Raw genomic sequence first — 16,751 nt, 5'->3', positions numbered from 1 at the left:
TCGGGGTGGTACCGGCCGCGTCGACTACCGTTGCGTTGCTGACGGATCCGTTCTGCGCGGCGCATCCGTTGGTCCGGGTTCAGCTCGAGGTCAACCTGCGCTCGGCCGGCATCGTGGAACGCGTCCGCAGGTTCGAACTGGACGCGGGCATCCTGTATCCGGACCAACAGGACACGGCCGACCTGCTGGTCACCCCGCTGTATCACGAGCAGCCGGTGCTCATCGCCGCCGCCGAACTCCTTGGAGGGGAAGCGAAAAACATGACGTGGTCGGACGCCGTGCAGTTGCCGCTGTGCCTGCTGACGCAGGGCATGCGGGGGCGCCGGCTCATCGACGACGCGCTGGCCACCCATGGCCTGCAGGTGACCCCGCGGCTGGAAACCGATTCCGTGGCAGCGCTGTTCGCGCACGTCCGCACCGGCCGGTGGGCGAGCATCGTGCCGCAACCGTGGATTCACACCCTGGGCGTGCCCGCCGGGGTCAGCGTGCTGGCGTTGCGGCGCCCGTCGGTCACCGCGTTGATAGCGCTGGTCACCAACCGGGCCGAGCCGGGCTCGTTGCTGACCCGCGCGCTGCGCCGCACCGCGCGCGAGGCCCGCATCGGCGCGACGCTCAGCGAGCCGTCCTAGCGGCGCTGATCGGCGCCGCCTATCGGCCGGTCGGAATCGCGTCTTGGACAACCGCGCGGTCGCCGTCTGAGACTGGGCCTGACCGCCGGCTGAAGGAGAACTCGATGGCCAAGTGTGTGATGGTGCTCTACCCCGATCCCGTCGACGGGTACCCGCCGCACTACGCGCGCGACAGCGTCCCGGCGATCCAGGGATACCCCGACGGCAGCACCGTGCCGACCCCGTCGACGCTCGACTTCACTCCCGGCGAGCTGCTCGGCTGTGTCTCGGGCGCTTTGGGGCTGCGCAAGTTCTTCCAAGACGCCGGGCACGAATTGGTGGTGACCTCGGACAAGGACGGCCCCGATTCGGAATTCGAGCGCGAGCTGGCCGATGCGGAAATCGTGATATCGCAACCGTTTTGGCCGGCCTACCTGACCATGGAGCGCATCGCCAAGGCGCCCAACCTCAAGTTGGCCCTGACCGCCGGCATCGGCTCGGACCACGTTGATCTGGACGCGGCGCAAGCGCGCGGGATCACCGTGGCCGAGGTGACGTACAGCAACAGCATCAGCGTCGCCGAGCACACGGTGATGCAGATCCTGGCGCTGGTCCGCAATTTCGTGCCGTCGCACCGGTGGGCGACCGACGGCGGCTGGAACATCGCCGATTGCGCCGCACGCGCCTACGACCTGGAGGGGATGGACGTCGGAGTGATCGCCGCCGGGCGGATCGGGCGTGCGGTGTTGCGCCGGCTGGCACCGTTCGACGTCAACCTGCACTACACCGACACCCGCCGGCTGGCGCCGGAAGCCGAGAAACGACTCAACGTGACGTTTCACCCCACGGTCGAATCGCTGGTGCGGGCGGTCGACGTGGTGTCCATCCACTCGCCGCTCTACGACGACACCCGCAGGATGTTCGACGAGAAGCTGATTTCGACGATGCGGTGGGGCTCCTACATCGTCAACACGGCCCGCGCCGAGGAGACCGTCCCGGAGGCCATCGCCGACGCGCTGCGGTCCGGTCAGCTGGCCGGCTACGCCGGGGACGTGTGGTATCCGCAGCCGCCGCCACCCGACCACCCCTGGCGGACGATGCCGAATAACGCCATGACACCGCATGTTTCGGGCACCACATTGTCCGCGCAGGCGCGCTACGCGGCCGGCACCAGGGAAATCCTGGAAAGCTGGTTCGCCGGCACGCCGATCCGCCCCGACTACCTGATCGTCGAAGGCGGCAAGCTCGCGGGTACCGGGGCGCTGTCCTACCGGAAGTAGCCGCGGTCCGCGGACCTCGGAGCGACAGCCCTTAGCGGATTAGTGAGTCGCCGCCGTGGCGTTGAAGCGACGATCTACCCAGTCGCCGAAATGCGGCGCGGACTGGATCTGGCCGGCGGCCGCGAACAGATCGGTGAGCCGTTGCTCGGCGCCCACCACGGTGTCGTCCAGCGGGATCGGCTGGCGCAGCGTGCGGCCTTGCGCGACGGCGGCGACGGCGGGGTCGACGCCGGCGGACTTGGCGTACTCGGCGGCCCACTCCTGCGGGTGCTCGCGAGCCCATGCCGCGGCTCGGGCGTATCGCGTCAGCAGATCCCCCAGGGCCGTGTTGGTCTTCGCGTCGGCCAGTGCCTTGTCGGAGGCGATGCCAAACGAGTACTTGTGCTTGCGTGTGACCAGGCCGCGCACCGGGAGCTGCTGTTCGGCCTGGGCGGTATAGGGATCCCACACCGCCCAGGCGTCGACCTGACCGTTACGAAATCCGGACAGGGCGTCGGCGGGCTGTAGGAACACGAGGTGGACATCGGCCGGTTTGAGACCGGCCTTATCCAGCTGGTCGAGCACATTGGCGTGCGCTGAGCTGCCCTTGGCGAGCGCGATCGTCTTGCCGCGCAGGTCGGGGACCGACCGGATGGTCGAATCGGTGTGGACCAGGATCTGGTCGCCGGGACCGCCGCCGTCGTAGGCGGACACCACCTTGATGCGGGCGTTGGCGACCGCGCCGAAGATCGGTGGGGTGTCACCGGTGATGGCGAAATCGATCTTGCCCGCGGCGGCGGCTTCGACCATCGGAGGCCCGGAGGTGAAGGTCGAGAAGTCGATCCGGTACGCAAGGCCCTGCAGTTGGCCGGCGGCGCGCAGCATGGCTTCGGTGGCCACGCTCTTTTGATCGCCGACCTTCAGCGTGAGGTCGGCCAGCTGGGACAGCGGGACTTGCGTCGGCACCTGACCGGGGCCGGCGGCGTGTTGGCGGGAGACGCACGCCGGCAACAGCAGCGCGAGGCCGGCCAGCAGGACCGCGGCATAGCGCCGCGCCGACATCGGACTCCGCCGACTCGGACACCGGGTTGATCGAGCGGTTCGGTGCGGTACCGAAGGTCGGCCGGTGCGGGCCAAAAGCGCAGTGCTGGACAGACTCACAGGTTGCGTATCCTCGTAGCGGTTCGACACGTGCGATTCGCGCCGGCAAGAACTGCGGCGCAGTGCCAGGCGAGGCTATGGCGGATCGGTTGGGCTGACCAGGGTTTGAATTGTGGTGAACGGAACCGCGCCGGGACACCCGTTTCTCGGCCTCAAGTGGCGGTGGTCGCCCGCGGCAGACTCATCGGCGGCACGTATCCGCCGATCAGGACGCGATGCCACCAGGCCCGATCACGACGCAGCTCGGCCGGCGTGGTGAAGCGGTACTGGTAGAGCTGCGCCCGCACAAACTTCGGCGGTGCATCCGGGAAGGGGTTGTGCCGCAACAACCGCAGCGTGGGTCGATCGTTTTCCAGCAGCCGCTGCAAGAACGGCCGCAACCACGGCTGCGCGTAGCCCGGCGAGATTGCGGCGAACCACATCAGCCAGTCCAGGCGCAGATGATAGGGGGCCCACTGTCGCGGCAGCCGGCGCAGCGCGCCCGGCTTGCCCTTGAATTCGTATTCCTTCCAGACGGTGCGGGCGGTGACGACCGCGTCGTCGGTACCCTCGATCACCACCTCGCGGCGGATCCGCCCGATGCTGCCGAAGGCGCCGTAGGTGTTGACCAAGTGGAACGAGTTGAAAGACATGTTCATTCGCTGCCGCGAGGACAGCATGTTCGCCAGCGGCCAGTAGCTCATGAACAGCACGGCCGCGGCGATCGCGACGACCAGGCCGATGAACCACAGCGGCGTCGGACCCGGATGCGCCGGGGCCAGGCTCGTGGACAGCACCGCCGCGACCGACGCGTCGTCGATGGCGCTGAACGCCAGCACGATGGTCACCCAGTTGAGCCACGCGAAATTACCCGAGGCGACCAGCCACAGCTGGGTGACGACGATGATCGCGGCGGCCACGCCGGCCACCGGCTGCGGCGCGAACAGTCCGAACGGCACGATCAGCTGCGCGAAATGGTTGCCCGCCACCTCAATCCGGTGCAGCGGCTTGGGGAGATGGTGAAAAAACCAGCTCAACGGGCCCGGCATCGGTTGCGTCTCATGGTGATAGTACAAACACGTCAGGTCACGCCAGCACGGGTCGCCGCGCATCTTGATCAGTCCCGCGCCGAATTCCACACGGAACAACAGCAGCCGAACCATCCACAACGTCAGGACAGGAGGTGCCACGTCGTGGTTGCCCAAAAAGATCATCAGAAAGCCGGTTTCGAGCAACAGTGATTCCCAGCCGAACGAGTACCAGGTCTGCCCCACGTTCACGATCGACAGATAGAACACCCACAGCGTCAGCCACATCGCCATCGCGGCCCACAGCGGCATCGCGTCGGCGGCCCCGGCGACGACGGCCGCCGACAACGCCGCTCCGAACCAGGCGACGGCCGCAAACAACCGATCGGAATAGCGCAAATGAAACAGGCTCGGCGTGCGCCAAAACGATTGGCGCGCCAGAAACTGCGGAATGGGCAGGATGCCCCGCTCACCGATGAGCGCGCGGAACTGGACCGCGGCCGCAACGAACCCGAGCAGATAGATCGCCGCGGCGCCGCGCTCGAGCACCAGTCTGCCCACCCAATATTGGGGTGCGGAAAACCAGTCCATGGCGCTAGCTCCTCGGTCAATGGCGGTTACGCCAACCCGCGTATCCAGTCAATCAGCCGGTAAACGGGTAGCCAATAGCCCGGCCGACTATTCGTCGCGCGGCCCGTCGGCCCGAGCGGTCCGCCGACGCGGTGCGGTCACGACCGAAGCGGCAAGCACCGCAAGCGAAATCAGGGCCAGTGCCTGGACACTCGCGGAGTGGCCGGCGTAGCCGTCGGCCGACCGCCAGGGCTGGCGCGACAGCGCCGCCCCCGCCAGGATCAGCCCGCCGGCGCCGCACACCACGCTGAGGTGCTCCCAGCGCCGCTGGTCCAACGCGTACCGCAGGGCCAGGGCCACCCCCATCACCGCCACGCCGCCCACGCCCGCGATCACCGCCGCGGCGGCCAGCACGGGGACGGCCGCCCACACGCCGCGCCGCCACGGTCGCGCGGGCTCGGCCGTGTCGTCGACGCCCTTTCTCCGGGTGCGCCAGAGCGCCAGCAGCGCCAGCAGCGGCAGCAGGGACAGCCCCACGGCCAGGCCCGCCCGGTAGAGCGAGTTGGAGGCGAACGTCAGCGTGATGGTCCCGGGGTCGCCCGCGGGCACCACCCAGCCCTGCTGCCACCCGTTGATGGAGATCGGCGTCAGGCGTGTCCCGGTGCTGGTGCGCGCCACCCAACCGGGGTTGATGCTTTCCGGGACGACCAGCACGCGGGAGGTGGTCGAGGCCGGTGCCTGCACCTCGCGGCGATCCGGGCCCCATCCCCGCCATGACGAAACCCGAACGGGCCGTGCGGCTTCGGCGGGGACGGGGGCGGACAGCTGGGCCCCGTCCACCACGAACTGAGCGCCTGGGCTGATCAGCAATTCCTGTTGACCCGCGGGCAGCTCGATCGGGTCGTGTTCGCACGGCACCGCCGCGATGGGAGCGTCATCCAGGATCGCCCCAACCGTGGTGTGAATCGCGGTGTGCACGAACCGGCCCGCGACCGCGATGACGGGTCCGCGCTCGCAGCCGACGGTGACCTCCCGGGCGCGGTTGCGGCCGGGGTCGGGTGCCGCGATCGGGTTGCCGTCGGCGCCCAGCGCCGCGATTTCGGCCAGCCCGGGCGGCTTGAGTTGGTCGAAACCCAATGCGTTGCGGTCGATGACGTCCGCCCAGTTCAGCAGGCTGACGGTCACGGTGTCGGTCACCCGGGGTTTGACCGGAATCGATTGCGTCCCGTCGGCTTTCACCGCGGCCACTTGCGGCCCGTCGCCCAGGTTGACGGCCACCATCGTCGGATGCACGGGCAGCACCGATTGGCCGGGAGTCAGCCGCACGCCGGTGACCTCGGTGGGCCGTGGCAGGGTGAGCGTCAGGGTGGGCGGGGTCTTGTGCTGCACCACCCGCTGGGGCGCCGTCCACGCGGTTGCCGGGTCGCCGTCCGTCGCCGCGTAGGCCGAACCGAGGACGTCCACTGTGTCCGAATCACCATGAGCTACAGTGGTATTCGGCTCGGCGATCAGGTCGGCGAGCTTGGGGCCCTGCCGCGGCCGCACCCACACCGCCGGGGTGACCGTCATCGGCGTCGGCACGGTCAGCGTCCGGCTGAAGTTGACCGGTTCCTCCGGGGCCAGGGCCATCGACGGCGCGCAGCGCACGGCGTCGGGCGCGCGGGCGCAGCCGGGCCTGCCCAGCAGCTCCGATCCCAGGTCCCAGCCCGCGACCGGCGTGCCCGCCGGCGGCCCCGGCACCCGCACGGTGTGTCGCAGGTCGACCTGGTGGGCGAACCCGGACGCGTCGTACTGGGTGACCGTCAGGTCGGTGATGCCGAACTGCACCCCGGCCGAACCGTCGTCGGTGCCCGCCGCGGTGATCCGCACCCACGGCGTCTCGCCGTAGGGGAGTGCCGCGGCCAGCGGCTTGCCCGGCTCGTCGAAGCGCAAAGTGGTGCTGCCGGTGGCGGTTTCGATCAGGATGCGACGCACCTGGGCGCCGACGGCGGTGGCGCTGGGCGTCAACGTGATCGCCGCGTTGGTCACCGGGTGGTCGAAATCGATCCGCATCCATTGACCGACGGCGGCCTGCAGCGAGTTGGACACCCAGGCGGTCGCCGAATCCCCGTCGATCGCGGCGGCCGGCGAGGTCGCCGGTGCGACGTCGGGCATGGCGGTCGAATCCGACGACGAACTCGATACCGTGATCCGGCCGCCGGTCCAGGCGCCGGCCACCGGATCGGCGCCGGGGACGGGGTAGTCGGGCACCCGATTGAAGGTGTGCCGCGCGTCGCCCGGGGCCCGGACGGCCGACGAATGTTGGTCCACCCGGCCGTAATCCGTCTCGCGGGCCACCGGGGTGTCGGTGATGGTCACCCCGGCGCTCGTCGGCAGCCCCGCGGCGCGCGCGTCGGCGCTCAGCAGCGCCGGGCCCAGCGGCGGCCGGCCCAGCAGCCGCCGCCGTTCGTCCAGGCGCAGCAGCGCCTCCGGCCCGCCGTCGATCCGGGTCATCCGGTCGGCGTCGACGAAATACGGTGTGCCAGGGTCGTCATCGCCGCCGACCCGGTAGATCTCGACCGCCGGATACCGTGGCCGCAGCCCGCTGTCCGCGACGAAACCGGCCAGGGTGCCGGGGCCCACCGGCGCGCCGAACTGGGCGACCTTGCGCAGTCCGGGCGACCCGTCGATGGCGCGGTGCACCAGGATGGGGCGTGCCGAGCGCGACGTGTCGGGGTCCAGGTCGTTGCGCACCGCCAGATATGAAATACCTTGCCGGACAAGAGTATCTGCCAGCCCAGCCGAGGGGCGGCCGGCGGCGAACAGGCGCTGCACCGAATCGAGGGCGCGGATTGTCTGCGGTGGGGTCAACGGAATGGAGTCGCGCACCCCCCACGGGCTGGCGCCCAGCACCTGCAGCGGCTCGTCATGGCTGGTGCCCCACACCTGGGTGGCGAACGGCGCCCCGGGAACGACGAGCACCCGCCCGGCCGCCGGTGTGCCGGTGTTGTGTTCGGTGAGCCAGTCGGCGGCCTCGTGCCAGTACTGCGGGATCGCGGTGAACGTCCCCGGCGGGGCCAGCCGACCGGTCCACGCCAGCGACGTGCTGACCAGCAGCGCCGTCACGACCGCGATCGCCGCCGCCACCCGTTTGTCGCGCTCGGGGTGCGCAAAGGCGCGCAGCCACACCGTCATTGGCGCGCTGCCCGGCAGCGGTATCCGGCCCAGCAGCTGCGCGAGGCCCAGCACCACCGGGATTCTGATCACCGATCCGAGCTTGTGCACGTTGCGCAGCGGGGCGCCGCCGGCGTCCAGGAAGGCCTGTACCGCGTGCGCCACCGGCGAGCCCAGCCCGCCGCTGTATCCGGCGGCCATCAGCACCACCCCGACCAGCAGCATGGTCACCAACCGCCCGCGCGCCGGCATCGCCGGGCGGGTCAGCCCCGCGAGTCCGGCCGCAGCGACCAGACAGGTGCCCAGGATGGCCGCCGACCCGGTCACCAGCGGAGCGCCCGCGGTGGCGGTCGGCGCCACGTACGGGGTCCAGCTGTCGGTGCCGCGCAGCATCTCGACCAGCGACGACCACTGCGTCGTCACGCCGGACGATTCGATGAAGTCCAGGAACGGCGGGCTGATGGCGCGCAGCATCATCAGCGCGACCCCCCACCACAGCGTGGCCAGCGCCAGCGCCACCAGCCACCACCCGGTGTATCGCCACCACGACCGGTTGGGCCGGTGGCATGCCCACCAGATCACCGCCGGCAGGCAGCCGGCCGCGGTCGCGATGGCGTTCACCGCGCCCATCAGCGCGATGGCCAGGCCCGCCTGCCCGGCCAGCGCGCGCACCGACCGGTCGCCGGTGGCGCGCAGGGCCAGGATCGTGGGCAGCAAGACCCACGGCGCCAGCATCATCGGCAGGGTTTCCGAGGAGATCGAGCCGAGCGTGGTCAGCACTCGCGGGGACAGCGCGAACGCGACGGCGGCGATCACCCGCGACGCCGGGCTGCCGATCCGCAGCGCCTCGGCGACGCGCAGCAGCCCCCAGAAGCCGACGGTGAGCAGCAGCGCCCACCACAGCCGCTGGGTGATCCAGCCGGGCACGCCCAGCGCGTGGCCGAGCAGAAAGAAGGTGCCGTGCGGAAACAGGTAGCCGTAGGCCTGGTTCTGCGCCTGCCCGAACGGCAGCTCGCTGTTCCACAGGTTGGTCGCGCGGGCCAGGAAGCGCAGCGGATTCGCGGTCAGGTCCAGCTTGGTGTCGGGGGAGACCCGCCCCGGGGACTGGGCGAACGTCAGGGCCAGCGCGATCGCACCGACCAGCCACAACCACCGCCGCGACACCGGCCCAGCCGTCGAGCATGAGACCGGAGGTCCGGCCCCTGTCCGCGACCGGCTAGCTACGGTTGCCGTACTCGACCCGGTTGAGCACTGACGACTGCGGATCGCCCCCGGGAAGTGGCGGCTTCGTGTCTTGCTGGACCATCAAGGTGATCCCGAAGATCGCGGCCGCGCCGAGCAACAGGCCAACCACAACGCTCGCTGCGGCGGGCGCAACGATCCGGTTCATCGACGGCTCCTGGGGTCGGCTTGCGGTCCTGACTTTCGACCTAGCGCCAACCTAGCAGAACGGCGCCCGCCCAACCGGGGCCCCGGTCACCAGTGCAGACAGTGTCCGTGGAAACAGCGGTCGCCGTATTCGACCTGATAGGGCGCGACCGGAAGCGCGGGGCGCTGCAGGCTGGGCACCGACACCAGGCTCTGGTCGGCCACGGCGAGCGTGATCCCGACGGTCGTCGCCACCCCGGCGGACAACCCCACCGCGATGCTGACCGCGGCGGCCAACGTGAAACCGGTCATCGCTGGCTCCCTCCCTGCCAGTCGAACGGGTCTGCAGCCCCCCGATCAGCAACGTACCGCTGATGCCCCCTGGCGCCGGGCACGAAACGCCCCGCCGTGAAAGCATGGCCCGATGGCATTTTCGCGCACCTTCGCCGTGCTCGCAGCCGCGTCGGCGCTGGTGGCCGGTTGCGGCCACCACCCCGCCGCGCACCCGCCCAGCTCGTCGGCGTCGAGCAAACCGGTCGCCGCTCCGGCGCCGCCGGTGTGCGCCGACCCGTCGGCACTCCCGGCCACACTGGGCATCCGCGACAAGCTGGCCCAACTGCTGATGGTGGGCGTGAAGAACGCCGACGACGCCCGCAACGTCGTCAACGGCTACCACGTGGGCGGCATCTTCATCGGCAGCTGGACGGACCTGTCGATCTTCAAGGGACCGCTGGCCGACATCGCGGCCAAGGCGGGTCCGCTGCCGCTGGCCGTCAGCGTCGACGAAGAGGGCGGCCGGGTCTCGCGGTTGAAGTCGCTGATCGGGACGTCGCCATCGCCGCGCGAGCTGGCGCAGACGCAAACGGTCCAACAGGTGCATGACCTGGCCGCCGACCGCGGCAGGAAGATGCGCGACCTGGGCATCACCGTCGACTTCGCCCCCGTCGTCGACGTCAGCGACGAGCCCGACGACGCCGTCATCGGCAACCGGTCGTTCAGCGCGGATCCTGCCACGGTCACCGACTACGCCGGGGCCTATGCGCAGGGGCTGCGCGACGCCGGCCTGCTGCCGGTGCTCAAGCACTTCCCCGGCCACGGGCACGGCTCGGGCGATTCGCACACCGGCGGCGTGGTCACGCCGCCGCTCGACGCCCTGCAGAACAGCGATCTGGTGCCCTACCGGACCCTGGTGGTCTCGCCGCCGGTCGGCGTCATGGTGGGCCACCTGCAGGTTCCCGGCCTCACCGGCGACGCCCCGGCCAGCCTGAGCCCCGAGGCCGTGCAGCTGCTGCGCAACGGGGTCGGCTACAAGGGCCCGCCGTTCACCGGGCCGGTGTTCAGCGACGACCTGTCCAGCATGGCCGCCATCTCCGACCGATACGGCGTGTCGGAGGCCGTGCTGCGCAGCCTGCGGGCCGGCGTCGACGTCGCGCTGTGGGTGACCACCGACGAGGTGCCGGCGGTCCTGGACCGGCTGCAACAGGCGGTGGCCTCGGGCGACCTGCCGGCCAAGCAGGTCGACGATTCGCTGGTGCGGGTGGCGACGATGAAGGGCCCCAACCGTAACTGCGGCCACTAGCGGGTCGGCCCCGTCCGCACCAACGGATGTGGCGGCCGGGCCGCATTGCTTACCCTTGAGTCAGCTAGACGGGTCGGAAAGGTAAGCGATGGCGGGTGGCACCAAGCGGTTACCGCGCGCCGTCCGCGAGCAGCAGATGCTCGACGCCGCCGTCCAGATGTTCTCGGTCAACGGCTATCACGAGACGTCGATGGATGCCATCGCCGCCGAGGCGCAGATCTCCAAGCCGATGCTGTACCTGTATTACGGCTCCAAGGAGGACCTGTTCGGCGCCTGCCTGAACCGGGAGATGGGCCGGTTCATCGACGCGGTGCGCGCCGACATCGACTTCCAGCAGAGCCCCAACGACATGCTGCGCAACACCATCGCGTCGTTCATGCGCTACATCGACGCCAACCGGGCGTCCTGGATCGTGATGTACACCCAGGCCACCAGCTCACAGGCGTTCGCCCACATGGTCCGCGAGGGACGCGAGCAGATCATCGAACTCGTGGCCGGGCTGATGCGGGCGGGCAGCCGCAACCCGCGCACCGAGCGCGAGAACGAAATGATGGCCGTGGCCTTGGTGGGCGCCGGCGAGGCGGTCGCCAACCGGCTGTCCACCGGCGACGTCGACGTCGAGGAGGCGGCCCAGCTGATGATCGACCTGTTCTGGTACGGCCTCAAGGGGTCGCCGGCGGAACGGGCGGCGGCGCACCCCGAGGCGGGCGGCTCGGACGCCGCCGGCGAATAGCCCCAGGGTCGTTGCGGTGGCCCGGATGAGCGTCCCGAGCTCGGACCGCGGCAACCTCGAATTCTTCTGCGCCGTAATCATCGTCGGCTTGCTCGCCGGAGTCGCCGGCTTGGCGACGACGTTCGTGCTGCGCGTGGTCCAGCACGCCACCTACAACTACAGTTTCGGCGCGCTGCTGGAAGGGGTGACCGCCAGCAGCCCGATCCGGCGCATGCTGGGCCCGATGATCGGCGCAGGGCTGGCGGGCCTGGGGTGGTGGTTGCTGCGGCGCCGGGCCGAGGTGCCCCCGCTGGCGCAGACCATCGCCGCCCGCGCACCCGTGCCGCGGCTGTCCTGGAGCGTCGACGCGATGCTGCAGGTGCTGCTCGTCGGATCGGGAGCATCGCTCGGGCGAGAGGGCGCCCCACGTCAATTCGCCGCTGCGCTCAGCGATTTGGGGACCGGATGGCTCAGGCGGCTGGGCCCGCGCGATCGCGAGATCCTGCTGGCCTGTGCGGCGGGCGCGGGCCTGGGTGCGGTGTATGCGGTTCCGCTGGCCGGCGCACTGTTCTCGATCCGGATCCTGCTGAACACCTGGCGGCCGCGGGTGGTGGGCGCGGCGTTTCTCTCCTCCGGCTTAGCGGTCGCCGTCGGCTCGGCCATCACCCGCGATCAACCCAATCTGCGATGGCCGATCGGGGAGTCCACGTATCTGCTGACCGCGCACGGATTGCTGCTGGCGCCGGTGGCTCTCGCGGTCGGGCTGGCGTTCAACCGGTTGATGGCCGCGGCGCGGCCCGCCCGCCAGCCGAGGACTGCGCTGCTCATCCCCGCGCTCGCGGGAGCGGGCCTGGTGATGGGCGTGTGTTCGCACTGGTGGCCCGAGTTGCCCGGCAACGGCCGCAGCATCCTGACCGTGAGCCTGGCCAGCGGCATGACCCTGCTCTCGGCGCTGGCCATCCTGGCGCTGAAACCCCTACTGACCGCGCTGTTTCTGCGCGCGGGCGGGGCCGGCGGCCTGCTGACGCCCTCACTGGCCACCGGCGCCGCCGCCGGCGCCGCGCTGGTCTTGACGATCAACTGGGCGATGGGAACTCATCTGCACGTGCCGGCGGTGTCGCTGGCCGGCGCCGCGGGCGTGCTCGCGGTGACCCAGGGGTCGCCGATCTGGGCGGCGATCTTCGTCTGGGAGCTCGCCCGGCCCCCGCTGTGGCTGTTTCTGCTCTTCCTGCTGACCGCGAGCAGCGCACACGCGCTGAAAGTGCTTGCCCAGGGCCGCAGTACGACGCACGCGGGTTAGAGCGCCCGGACCGTGCCGGTCAGGTGCGGGTAACCCTTGGCGATGTTGCGCAGTGAAATGTCCCAGCCGCCGTCGTGCTCGTCGATGTAGAGTCCGGCGGTCGCGGGCAGCACCAGCGGCTTGCCGAACCGCACCGAATACCGCACGGCATCGGGGATTTGCGCTTCGACGTTGGCCAATACCGCTGCGGCGCTGTACATTCCGTGCGCGATCACGGTCGGGAAGCCGAACAGCTTGGCCGCGACCGAGTTGGTGTGGATCGGGTTGTGATCGCCCCCGACGTCGGCGTAGCGCCGGATCAGCCCGGGGCTGATCCGCAACACGGTGGACGGCGGCGGCAGCTTGGGCTGCTTCTGCGGTGGCGGCTTGGGTTCATCGGACAGGCTCGTCCGCTGCTGGTGCAGGAAGGTCGTCACCTGATGCCAGGCGGTGTCGTTGCCGACGCTGACATCGGTCACCAGATCGACCAGCAGACCCTTGCGGTGCTCGCGCAGGTTCTCGGCGTGCACGCGCACCCCGACGGTGTCGGTGACCGCGATCGGGCGGTACTGCGTGATGTGGTTCTCGGTGTGCACCGCTCCCATTGCGGCAAAAGGGAAGTCGAAGCCGGTGACCAGCGACATCAGCGCGGGAAAGGTCAGCGCGAACGGGTAGGTCAGCGGCACGTGATTGCCGTAGCGCAGGCCCGTGACCCCCGCGTACTCGGCCACGTTCGCGCGGTCGATGGGCAATTCCTCGATGGTCACGGTGCGGGTGGGCACCTCGCCGCTGCGGGACACCACCGGCAGCGCCCCGGCCGCCGCGCGCAGCATGTTCTTCAGGCCGCTTGGCTGGTTCATGGCATTCTCCTCGACAGCCCGGTTCGCTATGCGCCCAGCATGGCCTGGCCGCAGACGCGAATGACGTTACCCGTCACCGCATTTGAGGCCGGGCTGGCGAAGTAGGCGATGGTTTCGGCGACGTCCACCGGCTGCCCGCCCTGCAGCAGCGAGTTCATCCGGCGGCCGACCTCGCGGGTGGCCAGCGGGATGGCGGCGGTCATCTGGGTTTCGATGAAACCCGGTGCGACGGCGTTGATCGTGATGCCCTTGTCGTACAGCTCCGGGGCCAGCGACTGGGTGAGGCCGATCATCCCGGCCTTGGTCGTCGCGTAGTTGGTCTGGCCGCGGTTGCCGGCGATGCCGGCCATCGACGACAGACCGATCACCCGGCCGCCCTCGCCGATGGTGCCGTTGCCCACCAGACCCTCGGTAAGCCGCAGCGGGGCAAGCAGATTGACGGCCAGGACGGCGTCCCAGCGGGCGTCGTCCATGTTGGCCAACAGCTTGTCGCGGGTGATGCCGGCGTTGTTGACCAAAACGTCGGCGCGCCCGCCGTGGTGCTCGCGCAGGTGCTCGGTGATCTTGTCGACGGCGTCTTCGGCGGTGACGTCGAGCCACAACGCGGTGCCCCCGACCCGGCTGGCCGTCTCGGCCAGCGCCTCGGCGGCCGATTCGACGTCGATGGCCACCACGCGGGCGCCGTCGCGGGCGAACACCTCGGCGATCGTCGCGCCGATGCCCCGGGCCGCGCCGGTCACGATCGCGACCTTGCCGTCCAGCGGGCGGTCCCAATCGGCCGGAGGCGTGGAGTCCGCCTCACCGACGTAGAAGACCTGGCCGTCGACGTAGGCGGACTTGGCCGACAAGATGAACCGCATCGTCGACTCCAGGCCCGTCGCGGCGGGCTTGGCGTCCGGCGACAGGTACACCAGCGCGACCGTGGCGCCGTTGCGCAGCTCCTTGCCCAGCGAACGGGTGAAGCCCTCCAGCGCGCGCTGTGCGATCCGCTCGTGCGGGCTGGCTTCTGTATTTTGCAAGGCGTCGGGCGTGGTCCCGACCACCACCACGCGCGCGGAATGACCCAGGTTGCGCAGCAGGGGGGTGAAGAACTCGTAGAGCCCCCGGAGCCCCTCCGGCGTGGTGATGCCGGTGGCGTCGTACACCAGGCCGCCGAACTTGTCCGTCCAGCGGCCGCCCAGGTTGTTGCCCACCAGGTCGTAGTCGGCGTCCAGCGCCGCGCGCAGCGGTTCGACGACCCGGCCCTCGCCGCCGATCAGCAGGGCCCCGGCCAGGGGCGGTTCACCGGCCCGGTAACGGCGCAGCGTCTCGGGTTGGGGGACGCCGAGCTGCTTGGCGAGAAACGATCCAGGACCGGAATTGACGATCTGGGAGAACAGATCGGACGAAGCCTTGGGAGCCACCGGAGCTACCTTCCATGTTCTTGCGAAATCGGGGTATGCCTACAGCACAACCGTATCGGGGACGAACTTACTGCAGAGTAAGAACAGTGGGTATTATGGCCCCGGACGGGCGATTCCCAAACCGATAGACCGCGCAAACACGGAGAAGAATAGTGGCCGCTGCAAGTTCTGAGGCAAGTAAACAGTCTGCTCAGCGCAGTTCTGAGCGTCGGCGGGTGGCCGTGCTGGGCGGCAACCGCATCCCGTTCGCCCGATCCGACGGCGCCTACGCGGAGGCGTCCAACCAGGACATGTTCACCGCCGCCCTGGGCGGGCTGGTGGACCGCTTCGGATTGGCCGGCGAGCGGCTCGGGGTCGTCGTCGGCGGCGCCGTGCTCAAGCACAGCCGGGACTTCAACCTGACCCGCGAATGCGTGCTGGGCTCGCAGCTGTCGTCCCACACGCCCGCGTTCGACCTGCAGCAGGCCTGCGGTACCGGGCTGCAGGCGGCCGTGGCCGCCGCCGAGGGCATCGCGTCCGGCCGTTACGACGTGGCCGCCGCCGGCGGCGTCGACACCACCTCCGACGCGCCCATCGGGCTGGGCGACAACTTGCGCCGCACCCTGCTCAAGCTGCGCCGGGCCAAGTCCAACGTGCAACGGCTGAAGCTGGTGGGCACGCTGCCCGCCACCCTGGGCGTCGAGATCCCGGTGAACAGTGAACCGCGCACCGGGCTGTCCATGGGCGAGCACCAGGCGCTGACGGCCAAGAAGATGGGCATTTCCCGCGTGGCCCAGGACGAGTTGGCCGCCGCCAGCCATCGCAACATGGCCGCCGCCTACGACCGGGGCTTCTTCGACGACCTGGTCACGCCCTTCCTGGGGCTCTACCGCGACGACAACCTGCGCCCGGACTCGTCGGCGGAGAAGCTGGCCAAGCTGCGCCCGGTGTTCGGCGTCAAGGCGGGTGACGCGACGATGACCGCCGGCAACTCGACGCCGCTGACCGACGGTGCGTCGGTGGCGCTGCTGGCCACCGACGAGTGGGCGGCCGCGCATTCGCTGACCCCGCTGGCCTACCTGGTGGATTCGGAGACCGCCGCCGTCGACTACGTCAATGGGCGTGACGGCCTGCTGATGGCACCGACCTACGCCGTGCCGCGGCTGCTGGCCCGCAACGGCCTGAGCCTGCAGGACTTCGACTTCTACGAGATCCACGAGGCGTTCGCGTCGGTGGTGCTGTGCCACCTGCAGGCCTGGGAATCCGAGGAGTACTGCAAGGAGCGGCTGGGCCTGGACGGCGCGCTGGGCTCGATCGACCGGTCCAAGCTGAACGTCAACGGATCCTCGCTGGCCGCCGGCCACCCGTTCGCGGCCACCGGCGGGCGGATCCTGGCCCAGGCGGCCAAGCAGCTCGCGCAGCGCAAGGCCGAGCAGAAGGGCGGCGGCACCGTGCGCGCCCTGGTCTCGATCTGTGCGGCAGGTGGCCAGGGCGTAGCCGCCATCCTGGAGGCCTGACGGACCCGTCGGGCCCCCGCCCCGCCGGATCGGCGCTCGTCATGAGTTGAGTCACATCTGGTTAGTCGGAAGGGGGCGCGGGTATCCGACCCACCGGATGGCCCCGTGTTGTGGTCTGACCCCCCGACCCCGACGGCAATACGGGGCATCCCCCGAATACGACCGCCCGTCCGCATCGCGGATTGGCGTACGAAAAGGGCCGCCGCTGGAGTGAGGGGATCCAGCGGCGGCCTTTTTGCTGTCGGGCAGGCCTTTCATCGCTGCGGCGAACGCAAATCCCCCGCTCCGACACGGCG

Annotated in this window: 13 protein-coding genes; 6 read left to right on the top strand and 7 right to left on the bottom strand. The window is 70.1% G+C overall.

From position 1 onward, the window contains the following. Nucleotides 1–629 (top strand): LysR family transcriptional regulator substrate-binding protein (locus tag A5659_RS26390; RefSeq protein ID WP_067019481.1); only part of this gene is annotated, 629 nt, incomplete at its 5' end. A 104-nt stretch (nucleotides 630–733) separates the two neighbouring features. Next, entirely contained in the window at nucleotides 734–1,888 is a 1,155-nt protein-coding gene (locus tag A5659_RS26385) for an NAD-dependent formate dehydrogenase (protein WP_067019474.1), read from the top strand. Nucleotides 1,889–1,927: 39 nt separating this feature from the next. Here A5659_RS26385 and A5659_RS26380 read toward each other — a convergent pair whose 3' ends face one another. The 5 genes from A5659_RS26380 to A5659_RS26360 all read right to left on the bottom strand — a co-directional run bounded on the left by A5659_RS26380 (nucleotide 1,928) and on the right by A5659_RS26360 (nucleotide 9,438). Continuing rightward, the gene (locus tag A5659_RS26380; RefSeq protein WP_066865956.1) at nucleotides 1,928–2,929 is read right to left on the bottom strand and encodes an ABC transporter substrate-binding protein; all 1,002 of its coding nucleotides are present in this window, start codon (nucleotides 2,927–2,929) and stop codon (nucleotides 1,928–1,930) included. Nucleotides 2,930–3,180: 251 nt separating this feature from the next. Continuing rightward, nucleotides 3,181–4,626, bottom strand: a complete 1,446-nt coding sequence (locus tag A5659_RS26375; RefSeq protein WP_067019471.1) for a lipase maturation factor family protein — start codon at nucleotides 4,624–4,626, stop codon at nucleotides 3,181–3,183. Nucleotides 4,627–4,713: 87 nt separating this feature from the next. Then, nucleotides 4,714–8,922, bottom strand: coding sequence for a DUF3367 domain-containing protein (locus tag A5659_RS26370; protein WP_067185390.1), 4,209 nt, complete (start codon nucleotides 8,920–8,922; stop codon nucleotides 4,714–4,716). A gap of 52 nt (nucleotides 8,923–8,974) precedes the next feature. Then, nucleotides 8,975–9,148 carry a DUF2613 domain-containing protein gene (locus A5659_RS26365; RefSeq protein ID WP_007769006.1) on the bottom strand — a complete coding sequence of 58 codons (174 nt, stop codon included), beginning with the start codon at nucleotides 9,146–9,148 and terminating at the stop codon, nucleotides 8,975–8,977. A gap of 86 nt (nucleotides 9,149–9,234) precedes the next feature. After that, nucleotides 9,235–9,438, bottom strand: coding sequence for a DUF2613 family protein (locus A5659_RS26360; protein WP_066865946.1), 204 nt, complete (start codon nucleotides 9,436–9,438; stop codon nucleotides 9,235–9,237). 112 nt (nucleotides 9,439–9,550) lie between these two features. Between A5659_RS26360 and A5659_RS26355 the strand changes: the two genes are divergently transcribed. The 3 genes from A5659_RS26355 to A5659_RS26345 all read left to right on the top strand — a co-directional run bounded on the left by A5659_RS26355 (nucleotide 9,551) and on the right by A5659_RS26345 (nucleotide 12,717). Further along, nucleotides 9,551–10,705, top strand: a complete 1,155-nt coding sequence (locus tag A5659_RS26355) for a glycoside hydrolase family 3 N-terminal domain-containing protein (RefSeq protein ID WP_067185387.1) — start codon at nucleotides 9,551–9,553, stop codon at nucleotides 10,703–10,705. An 88-nt stretch (nucleotides 10,706–10,793) separates the two neighbouring features. Next, on the top strand, nucleotides 10,794–11,438 hold the full coding sequence (locus A5659_RS26350) for a TetR/AcrR family transcriptional regulator (protein ID WP_066877386.1): 645 nt from the start codon (nucleotides 10,794–10,796) through the stop codon (nucleotides 11,436–11,438). Nucleotides 11,439–11,463: 25 nt separating this feature from the next. Next, nucleotides 11,464–12,717: a chloride channel protein gene (locus tag A5659_RS26345; RefSeq protein ID WP_067185383.1), complete on the top strand. Its 1,254-nt coding sequence runs from the start codon at nucleotides 11,464–11,466 to the stop codon at nucleotides 12,715–12,717. Here A5659_RS26345 and A5659_RS26340 read toward each other — a convergent pair. Beyond that, the gene (locus tag A5659_RS26340) at nucleotides 12,714–13,556 is read right to left on the bottom strand and encodes a MaoC/PaaZ C-terminal domain-containing protein (RefSeq protein WP_066877382.1); all 843 of its coding nucleotides are present in this window, start codon (nucleotides 13,554–13,556) and stop codon (nucleotides 12,714–12,716) included. The genes A5659_RS26345 and A5659_RS26340 overlap by 4 nt on opposite strands. 26 nt (nucleotides 13,557–13,582) lie before the next feature. Continuing rightward, entirely contained in the window at nucleotides 13,583–14,959 is a 1,377-nt protein-coding gene (locus A5659_RS26335) for a 3-oxoacyl-ACP reductase (protein WP_067185381.1), read from the bottom strand. Between the two features lie 152 nt (nucleotides 14,960–15,111). On the opposite strand from A5659_RS26335, the gene A5659_RS26330 reads away from it, so the two are divergent. Continuing rightward, nucleotides 15,112–16,455 (top strand): acetyl-CoA C-acetyltransferase, encoded by a 1,344-nt coding sequence (locus tag A5659_RS26330; RefSeq protein WP_066865930.1) that lies wholly within the window; start codon nucleotides 15,112–15,114, stop codon nucleotides 16,453–16,455. Nucleotides 16,456–16,751 lie beyond the last annotated feature (296 nt).

The organism is Mycobacterium sp. 1165196.3 (genome assembly GCF_001673415.1).
In the GTDB taxonomy this organism is placed as follows: domain Bacteria; phylum Actinomycetota; class Actinomycetes; order Mycobacteriales; family Mycobacteriaceae; genus Mycobacterium; species Mycobacterium europaeum_A.
This window is presented reverse-complemented; position numbering and strand designations above follow the sequence as displayed.

Bases quoted from the DNA above. Each gene is read 5' to 3' on its own strand.
- A5659_RS26385 (WP_067019474.1), top strand. From the start codon at position 734: ATGGCCAAGTGTGTGATGGTGCTCTACCCCGATCCCGTCGACGGGTAC.
- A5659_RS26380 (WP_066865956.1), bottom strand. From the start codon at position 2,929: ATGTCGGCGCGGCGCTATGCCGCGGTCCTGCTGGCCGGCCTCGCGCTG.
- A5659_RS26375 (WP_067019471.1), bottom strand. From the start codon at position 4,626: ATGGACTGGTTTTCCGCACCCCAATATTGGGTGGGCAGACTGGTGCTC.
- A5659_RS26365 (WP_007769006.1), bottom strand. From the start codon at position 9,148: ATGAACCGGATCGTTGCGCCCGCCGCAGCGAGCGTTGTGGTTGGCCTG.
- A5659_RS26360 (WP_066865946.1), bottom strand. From the start codon at position 9,438: ATGACCGGTTTCACGTTGGCCGCCGCGGTCAGCATCGCGGTGGGGTTG.
- A5659_RS26355 (WP_067185387.1), top strand. From the start codon at position 9,551: ATGGCATTTTCGCGCACCTTCGCCGTGCTCGCAGCCGCGTCGGCGCTG.
- A5659_RS26350 (WP_066877386.1), top strand. From the start codon at position 10,794: ATGGCGGGTGGCACCAAGCGGTTACCGCGCGCCGTCCGCGAGCAGCAG.
- A5659_RS26345 (WP_067185383.1), top strand. From the start codon at position 11,464: ATGAGCGTCCCGAGCTCGGACCGCGGCAACCTCGAATTCTTCTGCGCC.
- A5659_RS26340 (WP_066877382.1), bottom strand. From the start codon at position 13,556: ATGAACCAGCCAAGCGGCCTGAAGAACATGCTGCGCGCGGCGGCCGGG.